Origin of the sequence: Mesorhizobium captivum (assembly GCF_033977165.1) — a bacterium.
Taxonomy (GTDB): domain Bacteria; phylum Pseudomonadota; class Alphaproteobacteria; order Rhizobiales; family Rhizobiaceae; genus Mesorhizobium; species Mesorhizobium captivum.
Genome location: NZ_JAVIJB010000002.1, coordinates 36,850 through 49,718, shown reverse-complemented (window position 1 = coordinate 49,718; position 12,869 = coordinate 36,850). Strand labels below are relative to the sequence as shown.

The following is a 12,869-nucleotide window of genomic DNA, read 5'->3' as shown; positions in this document are numbered from 1 at the left end:
CATGGCGTCCACGGCGCTGCGAGTCCACGTCTGTTGGAAGCCTGTTGATCACGACAAGGTGACGCGTCGATGAAACAGGTGCGGCGAGCAATCAGCCCTTGCCGCCGTCGCCCTGGGTGATCAGCCGGGCGCTGCGCTGCCCGGTGAAATAAATCCATAGCCAGCTAAGCGTAACCGCGAGCCGGTTGCGGAAATCGATCAGAAAATAGATGTGCGCAATCCCCCAAAGCCACCAGGCGAGCCAGCCGGTGAGCTTGATCCAGCCGAAATCGATCGCGGCGGCGCGCTTGCCGATAGTCGCCAGATCCCCGTCATGCCGATAGCGGAACGGACGCGGCGCCGTATCGCCGGCCAGCCGCGCCTTGATGGTCGCGGCAACATGCTTGCCCTGCTGCTTGGCTGCGGGTGCAACGCCCGGCACCGGCTTTCCATCCGGTCGCAACAGATGCGCCGTGTCGCCGATGACGAAGATCTCGGGGCTGCCCGGCACGGTGAGATCCGGCTCGACCAGCACCCTGGCCGCACGGTCGGCTGTCGCTCCCAGCCATTCCGCCGCCGGCGAAGCGGCGACGCCCGCTGCCCACAGGATCGTCCTTGCGGGCAGATGGGTATCGCCAAAGACGACGCCTTCGGCGTCCAGATGCGTTACGGGGCGGCCGAGTTCAACCGTAACACCAAGCCGCTCCAGCGCTTTCTGCGCATAGGCCGAGAGTTCCGGAGCAAAATTGGCAAGGATCCGGTCGCCGGCTTCGATCAGCACCACACGCGCCTGGCGCGTATCGATGTTGCGGAATTCGCCGCGCAGCGTGTCGTGCGCGAGCTCGACAATGGTGCCGGCGAGCTCGACCCCAGTCGGCCCGCCGCCGACGATGACCAGCGTCAGCAGGGCCTGGCGCTTGGCGGGATCGGTCTCGCGCTCGCCCTCTTCGAATGCGAGCAAGATGCGGCGCCGGATCGTGGTGGCATCCTCGAGCGTCTTAAGCCCGGGCGCGAAAGGCTCCCATTCGTCGTGGCCGAAATAGGCGTGGCGTGCGCCGGTGGCGAGCACCAGCGTGTCGTAGGCGACCGAGCTGCCATCCTCCAGCAGAACACGTTTGCCGGCGCGGTCGACGCCGGTGACGTTGCCGAGTAGCGTCGTCACGTCCTTGCGCTTGCGTAAGAGATGGCGGATCGGCCAGGCAATCTCCGATGTCGCCAGCGAGGTGGTCGCCACCTGGTAAAGCAGCGGCTGGAAAAGGTGGTGATTACGCTTGTCGATCATGGTGATGCGCACTGGCGCGCCGGCCAGCGCGCGGGTGAGTTCGAGGCCGCCGAACCCTGCGCCGACGACCACGACATGATGCTTGGCTTCGTCCATTTCAGTCACCTCGCCAAACCGACCTGACTAGATGTAAGCATTTTTGTGCACTGCAACAACACTGCTGCCGGCCACATCCATGCCCCGGAGTCGTCGCTCGGTGTCGTGAACGCGCATGTCGCTCCCGGAGCACCGGGTATAGCGTGGAGCAGAGGGATAGGAGTGACGCATGACTGACAATCGCGATGACGAAGGCCCGGCCCAATACGCCTCGCCGCCTTGTTTCATGCATGAGCTCGATCCGGCCTATCAGATGCCGCTTACCGATTGGACCGATGTCAGACGCTGGCGCAAGGCGGAGCGTGAAAGGCTGATCGGCGGCCGACTTGCCGTCTCGGCAGACGCACGTGCTGCGATGTCGACGCGCATTGCCGAGGGCCTCGACGCGCTGGTCGGCGACGTTGCCGGCCGCACGGTCAGCCTCTATTGGCCGTTCCGCGGCGAGCCGGACCTGCGCGGCTGGATGGCATCGATCAACGCGCGCGGCGGCCGCACGGCGCTGCCCGTCGTCATCGAGAAGGCTCGGCCGCTTGTATTCCGCGCCTACAAACCGGGAGACCCGCTGGAGAAAGGTGTCTGGAACATCCCGATCCCGGCCGAGGGCGATCCCGTGCTGCCGGACATCGTGATCTCGCCTGTCGTCGGCATCGATCCCGGCAACTACCGGCTGGGCTATGGCGGCGGCTTCTACGACCGCACGCTTGCCGCCATGCCGTTCAGGCCGCTGGTGATAGGCGTCGGCTACGAATTGCAGCGCATTCCCACCATCTATCCGCAGCCGCACGATATTCCGATGACGACTGTGGTGACCGAGGCGGTTGGAGGCGAGTGACGGGCTAGGCCATCTCCGGCCGCAAGCCGACCGCCGTGCGATCGACGATCTCCCGCAAGGCGAAGGACGAATTGATCTTCGTCACATGCGGCATGGCCGAAAGCCATTCCTTATGGATGCGCTCATAGTCGGCGAGGTCCTTGGCCGCGATACGCAAGATGTAATCGTATTCGCCCGACATCAGGTGGCAGGAGAGCACGTTCGGGCAGCGCTTGATCGCCGCCTCGAAGTCCGACAGCGTCTTCTCGAACTGGCCAGACAGCGATATATGCACGATCGCCGTCATCTGATGGCCGAGAGCGGCGTTGGAGAGCCTGGCGTGATAGCCGCGGATGGTTCCGGATTTCTCCAGATTGTCGAGGCGCCTGGAGCAGGCCGATTGCGACAACCCTACCTTCTCGGCAAGTGCCGCGTTGGGTATCCGGCCGTCCTTCTGCAAAGTCTCCAGAATGGCGATATCAATCCTGTCGAGCGGCATTTTTCGTGAATCCTGCGAAGATACGAGCATTTCGCGCAACGATTATCGAAGATGGCCCTTCACCGCAAGTGCATTCGCAAACACATACGGAACGATTCGTGATTGACTGCGTCTACTGCATGTCGCCCGAAATCGCGCTGCGTTTTGGTGCTTGCTGCATGCACGAAATGTCAGGGAGAGCGCCCTTTCAAGGGCCGGACAGGAGAAGAAAATGCGCGTCGGCTGCCCCAGGGAAATCAAGAACCACGAATACCGCGTCGGCCTCACGCCCGGCTCGGTCCGCGAATATGTCGCGCACGGCCACGAAGTGCTGGTCGAGACCGGCGCCGGCGCCGGCATCGGCGCCGATGACAACGCCTATCGCGCCGCCGGCGCCACCATCGCCAAGACGGCCGCCGACGTGTTCGCCAAGTCGGACATGATCGTCAAGGTCAAAGAGCCGCAGCCCAGCGAATGGGTCCAGTTGCGCGACGGCCAGATCCTCTACACCTATCTCCACCTCGCTCCGGATCCGGAACAGACCAAGGGCCTGCTGGCTTCGGGCGTCACCGCTGTCGCCTATGAGACGGTGACCGACGACCGTGGCGGGCTGCCCCTGCTGGCTCCGATGTCGGAAGTCGCCGGCCGCCTGTCGATCCAGGCTGGCGCGACCGCGCTGCACAAGGCCAATGGCGGCCGCGGCGTGCTGCTCGGCGGCGTCCCCGGCGTGCTGCCCGGCAAGGTCGCCGTGCTCGGCGGCGGCGTCGTCGGCCTGCACGCCGCGAAGATGGCTGCCGGCCTCGGCGCTGACGTCACCATCATCGACCGTTCGATCCCGCGCCTGCGCCAGCTCGACGACATTTTTGGCGGCCGCGTCCATACCCGCTACTCGACCGTCGAGGCGCTGGAGGAAGAGTGCTTCTCCGCCGACATCGTTGTCGGCGCCGTGCTGATCCCGGGCGCCGCCGCGCCCAAGCTGGTGACCCGCGAGATGCTGTCGGGCATGAAGAAGGGCTCGGTGCTCGTCGACGTCGCCATCGACCAGGGCGGCTGCTTCGAGACCTCGCATGCCACGACCCATGCCGATCCGACCTATGAGGTCGATGGCGTGATCCACTACTGCGTCGCCAACATGCCCGGCGCGGTTCCGGTCACCTCGGCGCATGCGCTCAACAACGCGACCTTGCATCATGGCCTGCAGCTCGCCGACAAGGGCCTGAAGGCGCTGGTCGACGACCACCACCTGCGCAATGGCCTCAATGTCCATAGGGGCAAGATCACCAATCGCGCCGTGGCCGAAGCACTCGGCTACGAAATGGTCGAGCCGAAGGCGGTGCTCGCCGCCTGATAGCAGTTATTTGTTTACGCAATTCCGGACGGAAAACCGCCACACTTTTCCTGGAATTGCTCCTGACAAGAGCTTCCTCCTGTCGTGCCCGCCGGTTCTTCCGGCGGGCTTTTTCTTTTCTTGCGTGGGGAAACTGTTTCTTGTGCGAGAAATTCGGGCAACAAAAAAGCGGAGCCAGAGCCCCGCTTCCTCAGTGTTGCGATGTGCCGCCGGTCCATCCGCGGTCGGCAATCGGTCAACCGCTGTACTTTAGCGCGGTTGTACGACAGGAATACGACAGCGTTACTGTCACGCTCGCGGCTTCGAAAATGCCGGCCGCCGCCAAGTTGCGTTGTGTGAAGCATTTCACATTCGGCACCCGGGAAAAATGCCTAGACACGATCCGCCTGCTCGATGGCTTCTGTCGCAGGCTTTTTCCCAACTGCCCGCCAGACTATCGGCGGGCATTTTTTCCCCTCACGCCCGCTCGATGCGGCACTGGTAGCAATTGTTGCGCGCCGAGCGGACATGGATGTAGGCGATGTCGTCGCGTTCGAACAAGGCCTCGGCGCGGGCCGCGATATCGCTGGTCGGGGTGACAGCGCCGCTGCCGTAGACGATGCGATCGTCCTTGCCGTAACCACGCACGATGTAGTCACTGCTTTCGAGCATCTCGGGCAGCGCCTCCGCCTCCGCGGCGCGCTCGCATTCCTGTGCATGCAGGAAGATCGGCCCGGTCTCGGCATAAGGCTGAAGTTCCGGGAACGGCCGGTAGGCGAGGATGAGATAGCCCTCGCCAGCGGCAACGTTCCTCATGCAATGCCGGCACGGCACGCCGTCACCATCGGAAATCCTTCGCTCCGGCGTGTGGCCGTAGGCGTCGGGCCCTCCCCGCTGCAAGGCGCGCACGGCTTCGCTCGGCAAGGCTTTGAACTGGATGGTCATGGCGAAATCTCCGGTGTCGTCGGCCGGAAATTATACCTGGACGACGGCGTCTCCCACCCGATTCCTGCCAAGCGGTCCGCGCGTCGCTCAGAGCGCAATATCAAAATATTACGAACCCGAAATCACGACACTGGAGTTATCGGACTCGCCAGACCGGGCGCTCCGCGCCATGATGATGGCAGAAGAAGGCTGTGACGCGCAGGCGGCTGGAGTTTGGCGATGGTCCGAGCATGATCACCGGCGGATGCCTGTGCGGCGCGGTCCGCTACGAGAGCCGCGCGGAGCCGATCACGGCGCGTTTGTGCTGGTGCCGTTTCTGCCAGTACATCGCAGCCGGCAATGCCGCGGTGAGCGTCTGCTTCCCAACAGCGCACATGAAGATCGCCGGCGACACGCGCGATTACGAAAGCGTGGCCGACAGCGGCAACAGGATGCACCGACGCTTCTGTCCAGCCTGCGGCGTGCATCTCTTCAGCGAGGCCGAGTCGCGCCCGCATCTGATCTTCGTGCGCGCGGGCACGCTCGACGATCCAAGCATGATACGGCCCGCAGCGACGATCTGGACGATCAAGGCGCCTCCCTGGGCTTGCATCGACACCTCGCTGCCGACCTTCGAGGGCCAGCCGCCGCCGGTGGCGTAAGCGGTATCGAGGCAGCCGACTGTGCCGCTTCCCCTTGACTATGGCCGCATGACACTCGCCGAGCGCTCGGCGAAAGTCAGCGGATGCACGACTTCCTTCTTCTGCGCCACCGGCGTAAAGCCGAGCTTCTGGTAAAGCGGCAGTGCTGCCGGATGGTCGAGCGTGCAGGTCTGGACCGTGACGCGCTTCGGCCCGTGCGCCCAGGCAGCCGAAATCGCAGCGCCGAGGAACCAGCGCCCGATGCCCTGGCCGTGCGCGTGTTCCATCATGCCGAAATAGGCTAGTTCCACTTCGTCCGGCAGATGCGGTTTGAGATCGAAAAAGCCGGCAGGGGAGCCGTCGAGGTAAAGGACCCTGATGTCGCGGTCCTCGCGGTGCAGGCCGGCGGCCAGTTCCTCGTCGCTCAGCCTCAGCACATTGACCCAGTGCCATTTGCGCCCAACCCGGTCGATCAGGTAGCGGTAGAAATGCAGCGGGATGTCCTTGGTCTTCAGCAGCGCGATCTGCCGGTTGTAAGGCAGCGGCGGCGACGAGGCCGGCGGCGCATGCATTTCGAGGAACGTGACCGTGACCTCGATATCCTTCGGCACACCGTTTTCCATCGCCGTCATTCCTTGCCCGTCACGACGGGCGTATCGCTCAGCGCGCCCCATTCGGTCCACGAGCCGTCGTACAGCCTGTTGTCGGTATGGCCAAGCGTCTCCAGCGCCAGCGTGATCGCCGCCGCCGTGATGCCCGATCCGCACGAGGTGACGACCGGCTTCGAAAGATCGATGCCGGCATCCTCGATGACTTTGCGCAAGCGGTCTTTAGGCAGCAATTCGCCATTTTCGGCAAGAGCGCCAACCGGAACGTTATGCGCGCCGGGCATATGGCCGGAACGGACACCAGGACGCGGTTCCGGATCGGTTCCTGCGAAGCGCCCCGGAGAGCGCGCATCGGCGATCTGGCTTTCTCCGCTTCCAACGATCCGGCGCATCTCGTCGAGGCTGACGACCCGGCCTGCATCGAAATCGGCGTAAAAGACGCAAGGCGCAATTTTGGTCTGCTCGGCCGTCACCGGCCGCCCTTCCGCCTTCCAGCGATCGAAGCCGCCGTTCAAGATGTAGACTTGGAAGACGCCCATGACGCGGAACATCCACCACGCGCGCGGCGCAGAAAACAGCCCCGGACCATCATAGACGACAATGGTGTCGTCGGCAGAAACGCCCATGGAGCCGACATATTGCGCGAAATATTGGGGCGACGCCAACGTATGCGGCAGCTTGGAATCCGGATCGGAAACCTCATCCTGGTCGAGGAAGAGCGCTCCCGGCATATGCGATGCAGCATACTCGGCGTGGGCATTACGCTTCTGGGCCGGCAGGTACCAGGAGGCGTCTATGATGGTCAGCCCGGGTGTGCCGAGCCGCTTCTCGAGCCAGTCCGCGTCGACGATAAAAGGGCTGTCTTCGTCCATTTTCCTACTCCTGGCCCGCCTCTCGCGACTTTATCCGTCTTGGCCCGTCAGTTCGCCGGCATCGGCCCGAAGCGGATGCGGAAGCGTCGGTTCTCGCGGCCCTTCTTCTCGATCTTGCCGATGTGTATCTCGCCGACCTCACCGGTGCTCTTCACATGGGTGCCGCCGCAAGGCTGGCTGTCGATCGATGCGTTGTCGCCGATGCAGACCAGACGGATACTGCCGGTGCCGACCGGCGGACGCACGTTCTTCGATTTTACAAGCCCTGGATTGGCCGCAAGTTCCTCGTCGGTGATCAGCCGGGTGTAAATCGGATGGTCGGCCCGCACCAGCTCCATCAGCCTCGCCGTCACGTCGTCCTTGGTGAAGCCGGCATCGGGAATGTCGAAGTCGACGCGGCTGTCGTCCTCGGCAACCGCCGCCCCGGTGATTGGAAACGGGCAGACGACAGTGAGCAGGTGGCAGGCGGAATGCATGCGCATCAGAAGATGCCGCCGCTCCCAGTCGATGGCGAGCCTCAGCTTTTCGCCGACCGCCGGCAAGGCCTGCTCAGGCGCCGGCACATGGATGATCTCGTCCTTGGTCTCGCCGGTGATGGCGGCGGCGATCGCGATGCGGCTGCCGTCGGCGCGTTCGAACAGGCCGGTGTCGCCGGGCTGCCCGCCGGAGGTGGCGTAGAAGATCGTCCGGTCAAGAAGAATGCCGCCGCGGTCGTTGATGGCAACGACTTGCGCATCCGCGGTCCTCAGATAAGCGTCGTCGCGAAACAGCGCTTCGGTCCTCTGCGCCATCACGCCACCTTTTCGAACGGCACCGAGATATCGGCTTTCTCTTCCATCCAGCCGGGCACCGGCAGGTTCTTGCCGCGCAGAAACTCCGGATTGAAGAGCTTCGACTGGTAGCGCGTGCCGTAGTCGGCCAGGATCGTCACGATGGTATGGCCGGGACCAAGCTCGCGCGCCAGCCGGACGGCGCCGGCGATGTTGATGCCGGTCGAGCCGCCGACGCAGAGCCCCTCTTCCTGGATCAGGTCGAAGATAATCGGCAACGCCTCCTCGTCAGGGATCTGGTAGGAGAAGTCCGGCGTGAATCCGTCGAGATTGGCAGTGATGCGGCCCTGGCCGATGCCTTCGGTGATCGAGCTGCCATCGGATTTCAGCTCGCCGCTGGTGTAGAAGCTGAAAAGGGCGGCGCCCAGCGGATCGGCGAGCGCGATCTTGACGGCGTTGCTCTTGCCCTTCAGCCCGAACGCGACGCCGGCGAGCGTGCCGCCAGTGCCGACGGCCGACACGAAGCCGTCGACCTTGCCGCCGGTCTGGCTCCAGATTTCCTCCGCCGTCGTGCGGATATGGCCGTCGCGGTTGGCGACATTGTCGAACTGGTTCGCCCAGATCGCGCCGTTCGGCTCCGAGCGCGCCAGTTGCTCGGCCAGCCGCCCCGAAAGCTTCACATAGTTGTTGGGGTTCTTGTAGGGCACGGCCGGCACTTCGATCAGCTCGGCGCCCAGGATCTTGATGGTATCCTTCTTCTCCTGGCTCTGCGTGTCGGGGATGACGATGACGGTCCGATAGCCGAGCGCCTTGGCGACCAGCGTCAGGCCGATGCCGGTATTGCCGGCGGTCCCTTCGACGATGACGCCGCCCGGCCGCAGCAATCCGCGCTGCTCGGCATCTCTAATGATGAAGAGGCCCGCACGGTCCTTGACCGATTGTCCCGGATTCATGAATTCGGCCTTGCCCAGGATCTCGCAGCCGGTCGCATCCGAAGCCTTGTTGAGCCGGATCAAGGGTGTGTTGCCGATCGCTTCGATCACATTACGGGGCATTGGGATTCCTTTGTGCGTGCGGCGAGACCCTAGAAACCGGAAGCCGCGGTTTCAAGGCAAGATTTTGCCTGGTCCAGTCGCATTCCGGACGCTGCGATGGTCTCCATCATTTCTACGATGAGCCAAAAGCGCTCTTTTCATCCGATTTCTTCGCCGCTAGAGCACTAATGCTTTGCGCGTCCAACCGGACGCGCAAAGCATTAGGATTTTAATCTGGCGCATGATTCCTTTCCGAAACCGGTACCGGTTTTCGGGGTCATGCGCCGACCCAGACAATTCGCAGGACTTTCAATGACACTCTACCGGGCCAACCCGAAAGACGGTGTCGCCTGGATCACGGGCGGCAGCAGCGGTCTCGGTCGTGCGCTGGCCAAAGATCTCGCAAGGCAGGGCTATGCCATCGCGGTGACGGCGCTACCGAGCGATCCGGTCGACACGCTGCTGGTCGAGACGGCGCAGATGAGCGGACATGTGAAATCCTTTCCCTGCGATGTGACCGACGAAGAGGGGATGGCACGGACGGCCGCCGCAATCGAGAACGAGATGGGGCCGATCGTGCTTGCCGTCTTCAACGCCGGCAACTACATCGCCACTCCCGGCGAGCACCTAGTTGTGCGCGATTTCCATCGCTCCTTCGCCGTCAATTATTTCGGCATCGTCAACGGCCTGGTGCCGGTGGTCGACTACATGCGCGCACGGGGGCGCGGGCATGTCGTCCTGGTCGGATCGGTCACCGCCTATTCCGGCTGGCCGACCACGGCGGCCTATGGCGGCACCAAGGCGGCGATCAACATCCTGGCGGAGTCGTTGAAATACGACTTCGACAAGATGAACATCCGCATCCAGGTGATCAACCCGGGCTTCGTCGACACGCCGCTGACGGAAAAGAACACGCTGCCGATGCCAAGCCTGATGCCTGTGCAACGCGCGTCGCGCCGCATGGTGCGCGGCATCAGAAAGGGCGGCTTCGAAGTCACCTTCCCCTACCACATAAGCTGGCCCTTGAAGCTGCTTGGTCTGTTGCCGCGTCCGATCGGCCGCCTGGTCATCAGCCTGACGACCAGCTGGAAGGCACGGCCGCTGTTTTTCGATCGCAAGATACCGGGCGAGACAGGCCCATCATCGGACAAGGCGAAATAAGCCGGCGAAACCGCGATTGCCTGCCGGCGGATGCGGCCATAGGTTGAGGATTGTTGCTTGGAGTCGGCGATGGGGCGACGGATCGTGCTTGCGGTACTGAGTCTCGCCCTCCTTCTGGTCGCCGGTTTCGTTCTCGGGCCACGCGTTGCCGTCGACACGACGATCCGCTTCGATCCTTCGGTGATCGGCGACGATCCGCAGGCCTACCTGGCGCGTGAAGAAGCCGGCGTGCCCAATATCCGCGACGGGCTGGATAAGGAAATCATCTGGGCGAACCCGATGATTCACGCCAAGACGAAGTTTTCGATCGTCTATATCCATGGCTTCTCGGCCTCGAAGGGCGAGGTTCGTCCGCTGCCCGACGATGTCGCGGATGAACTCGGGGCCAACCTCTTCTACACGCGCCTGACCGGCCACGGGCAGGATGGCGCCGCCATGGCCGAAGGCAGCGTCAATGCCTGGATCAACGATTATGAGGAGGCGCTCGCCATCGGCCGTGCGATCGGCGACAAGGTGATCGTGATTGCAACCTCGACCGGCGGCTCGCTGGCGACCTGGGCCGCAACACGGCCGGGCGCCTCCGACGGCGTCGCGGCGATCGCGTTCATCGCGCCGAATTTCGGCGTCAAGGCGTCCGGCGCCGAGATCCTGACCATGCCCTGGGGCAAGCAGATCGCCGAACTCGTCGGCGGCAGGGAACGCAGCTTTCCGCCGCGCAACGCGCTGCACGAAAAATTCTGGACCACCAAGTATCCGATGTCGGCAACGCTTCCGATGGCGGCGCTCACTGATCTCGCCTATGGCGCGCCGGTCGAGAAGGCGACCATCCCTGCCCTGTTCATCTTCTCGGACGCCGACAAGGTAGTGCGGCCGGACCGAACGCGCGAGATCGCCGGCCGCTGGGGCGGTCCGCACGAATTGGTGCCGGTCGACGATACCGGCGACCCGGACAACCATGTCATTGCCGGCGATGTGCTGTCGCCGCAGACCACTGCCTTTCTCGCCCAACGGATCGTGGTGTGGGTGAAGGCCCTGATGCCGTAGCAATCGGAGCAGAAACGAAAAACGGCCAGAGCATCGCTCCGGCCGTATTTTTTCAATTAAGCGGCGAGGAACTCAAGCTGCCCGGTTCGCCGGCCGCTTGCCGCCGAAGCGGCGCTTGTTGTTGCCCTTGAAGCGTTTGAAGCCGTCAGGCTTGCGCTCGCCATTCGGCTTGGCGCCGGCCGGACGCTCGCCTTGCGGCGCGAATTGGCGCTCGCCATTGGGGTTGCCGCCGAAGCGTTTCTTGCCGTTGTTGCCATTGCCGGGACGACGCCCGTCACGACGGCCGCCATGATGCTCGCGGTCGTTGGCCGGCTCGAAATGACGCTCGGTCTTTTCCTTCGGATCGCGCTGCGGATCGGGGCTGCCGAGATGATCGGCGATGACCGGAAGCTTCATGCGGATGATACGCTCCACCTGCCGCAGCTTGCCGTTCTCCGAGGGATCGCAAAGCGTGATCGCTATGCCGTCCCTACCGTTGCGGCCGGTGCGGCCGATGCGATGGACATAGCTCTCCGCCTCGTCCGGCAGGTCGAAGTTCACGACATGGCTGATGCCGGGCACGTCGATGCCGCGCGCGGCGATGTCGGTCGCGACCAGGATGCGCACCGAGCCGCCGCGGAAATCGTTGAGCGCTTTCTGGCGCGCGTTCTGCGACTTGTTGCCGTGGATGACGGCGGCGTTGAAACCGTCGCGGGCAAGATCCTTGGTGACGCGGTCGGCGCCGTGCTTGGTGCGCGAGAACACGATCACCGAGCGCATCGCCTCGTCGGCTAGCATCTTGGACAGCACCTGGCGCTTCTGCTTGGTGCGGGCCAGCACCACGCTCTGCACGATCTCGGCCGCCGTCGTGCTCTGAGGCGCGACTTCGATACGAACAGGGTCCTTCAGCAGGCCCTTGGCGAGGTCGGCGATCTCGTTCGGCAGCGTCGCAGAAAACAGCGCCGTCTGGCGGTCGGGCGCTGTCGCCTTGGCGATGCGCTTGACGTCGTTGATGAAGCCCATGTCGAGCATGCGGTCGCCCTCGTCCAGCACCAGCCATTTGGTGTCGGCAAGAATGAGGTCGCCCTCGCGCACGAGGTCGGTCAGCCGGCCGGGCGTGGCGATCAGGATATCGACGCCGGGCGCGAGCTTCTTCACCTGGCTGTAGCGCGAGACGCCGCCGAGCACGAGCGCGGTCGAGACATGTGCGCCTTTGGCAAGCAGCTTGATGGTGTCCTCGATCTGCACGGCAAGCTCGCGCGTCGGCGCCAGGATCAATGCGCGTGTCGTCTTGGGCCGGCGCTTGGTGCCGAGCCCGATGATCTTCGACAGTATCGGCAGCGCGAAGGCTGCCGTCTTGCCCGAACCGGTCTGCGCGATGCCGAAAATGTCGCGGCCTTCGAGCTGCGGCGGGATCGCCTGGGTTTGGATCGGCTTGGGATCGGTGAAGCCCGCTGCATTGGCGGCCTTGAGCAGCGCGCCGGTTATCCCAAGGGCGGCGAAACCATTCAGTTCCGCTTTGTTTTCGTTGGTCAAAATAATCTTCTTTCACGCGGCCAATGCCGCAAACATCGATAGCGGCAGGGCGCAACCTGCCGTCGAAAAATTGTCAGGAAACGACAAGGCGGCGGACAGGCTGTCCGCGCGGCTGCGCTGTCGTGCCCGCGAGCTTCATGCTCCGGGGCTCTTTCGCCACCTTGCCGATTGACCGGAAAGAGGGAAACAGACGCAACCAGTCTCATTCATGGAGAAAGCCGAAAGTTCGGCCCAAGCGCCTATGCCGCTGCATATGGCTGAGTCCGCTCGGAAATGCAAGGGGCCATGTTGCAGCGCAGCAAGGCCAAAGCACCGCTTGCACTTGGC

13 protein-coding genes are annotated in these 12,869 nt (G+C 63.7%); 5 read left to right on the top strand and 8 right to left on the bottom strand.

The annotated features are described in order from the left end of the window. Positions 1-91: 91 nt before the first annotated feature. A complete protein-coding gene (locus tag RFM40_RS02265) occupies positions 92-1,357 on the bottom strand; it encodes an NAD(P)/FAD-dependent oxidoreductase (protein WP_320226007.1) in 1,266 nt (421 codons plus the stop codon). 169 nt (positions 1,358-1,526) lie between these two features. Between RFM40_RS02265 and RFM40_RS02260 the strand changes: the two genes are divergently transcribed. Next, entirely contained in the window at positions 1,527-2,189 is a 663-nt protein-coding gene (locus RFM40_RS02260) for a 5-formyltetrahydrofolate cyclo-ligase (protein WP_320226008.1), read from the top strand. Positions 2,190-2,193: 4 nt separating this feature from the next. Here the strand turns inward: RFM40_RS02260 and RFM40_RS02255 are convergent, their stop codons facing one another. After that, a complete protein-coding gene (locus RFM40_RS02255) occupies positions 2,194-2,667 on the bottom strand; it encodes an Lrp/AsnC family transcriptional regulator (RefSeq protein ID WP_059188527.1) in 474 nt (157 codons plus the stop codon). 211 nt (positions 2,668-2,878) lie between these two features. Here RFM40_RS02255 and ald point away from each other — a divergent pair, with 211 nt between their 5' ends. Next, positions 2,879-3,994 carry an alanine dehydrogenase gene (gene ald / locus RFM40_RS02250; protein ID WP_320226010.1) on the top strand — a complete coding sequence of 372 codons (1,116 nt, stop codon included), beginning with the start codon at positions 2,879-2,881 and terminating at the stop codon, positions 3,992-3,994. A gap of 456 nt (positions 3,995-4,450) precedes the next feature. Here the strand turns inward: ald and RFM40_RS02245 are convergent, their stop codons facing one another. Continuing rightward, positions 4,451-4,918, bottom strand: coding sequence for a DUF1203 domain-containing protein (locus RFM40_RS02245; protein WP_320226011.1), 468 nt, complete (start codon positions 4,916-4,918; stop codon positions 4,451-4,453). A gap of 191 nt (positions 4,919-5,109) precedes the next feature. On the opposite strand from RFM40_RS02245, the gene RFM40_RS02240 reads away from it, so the two are divergent. After that, the gene (locus tag RFM40_RS02240) at positions 5,110-5,559 is read left to right on the top strand and encodes a GFA family protein (RefSeq protein ID WP_320226012.1); all 450 of its coding nucleotides are present in this window, start codon (positions 5,110-5,112) and stop codon (positions 5,557-5,559) included. Positions 5,560-5,597: 38 nt separating this feature from the next. On the opposite strand, the gene RFM40_RS02235 is transcribed toward RFM40_RS02240, so the two are convergent. The 4 genes from RFM40_RS02235 to RFM40_RS02220 are packed head-to-tail and all read right to left on the bottom strand — an operon-like array spanning position 5,598 to position 8,843. Beyond that, on the bottom strand, positions 5,598-6,161 hold the full coding sequence (locus RFM40_RS02235; protein ID WP_320220572.1) for a GNAT family N-acetyltransferase: 564 nt from the start codon (positions 6,159-6,161) through the stop codon (positions 5,598-5,600). A 5-nt stretch (positions 6,162-6,166) separates the two neighbouring features. Continuing rightward, a complete protein-coding gene (gene sseA / locus RFM40_RS02230; RefSeq protein WP_320226014.1) occupies positions 6,167-7,018 on the bottom strand; it encodes a 3-mercaptopyruvate sulfurtransferase in 852 nt (283 codons plus the stop codon). A 47-nt stretch (positions 7,019-7,065) separates the two neighbouring features. Beyond that, on the bottom strand, positions 7,066-7,809 hold the full coding sequence (locus tag RFM40_RS02225) for an alanyl-tRNA editing protein (protein ID WP_320226015.1): 744 nt from the start codon (positions 7,807-7,809) through the stop codon (positions 7,066-7,068). Further along, on the bottom strand, positions 7,809-8,843 hold the full coding sequence (locus tag RFM40_RS02220; protein ID WP_320226016.1) for a cysteine synthase A: 1,035 nt from the start codon (positions 8,841-8,843) through the stop codon (positions 7,809-7,811). Before RFM40_RS02220 ends, RFM40_RS02225 begins: the two co-directional genes overlap by 1 nt. A gap of 291 nt (positions 8,844-9,134) precedes the next feature. Between RFM40_RS02220 and RFM40_RS02215 the strand changes: the two genes are divergently transcribed. Together RFM40_RS02215 and RFM40_RS02210 are read left to right on the top strand one after the other, a co-directional pair. Then, a complete protein-coding gene (locus RFM40_RS02215; RefSeq protein ID WP_320226018.1) occupies positions 9,135-9,983 on the top strand; it encodes an SDR family oxidoreductase in 849 nt (282 codons plus the stop codon). A gap of 69 nt (positions 9,984-10,052) precedes the next feature. Next, positions 10,053-11,027 carry an alpha/beta hydrolase gene (locus RFM40_RS02210; RefSeq protein WP_320226019.1) on the top strand — a complete coding sequence of 325 codons (975 nt, stop codon included), beginning with the start codon at positions 10,053-10,055 and terminating at the stop codon, positions 11,025-11,027. Positions 11,028-11,099: 72 nt separating this feature from the next. Here the strand turns inward: RFM40_RS02210 and RFM40_RS02205 are convergent, their stop codons facing one another. Beyond that, entirely contained in the window at positions 11,100-12,542 is a 1,443-nt protein-coding gene (locus RFM40_RS02205; RefSeq protein WP_320226021.1) for a DEAD/DEAH box helicase, read from the bottom strand. Between the last annotated feature and the right edge of the window lie 327 nt (positions 12,543-12,869).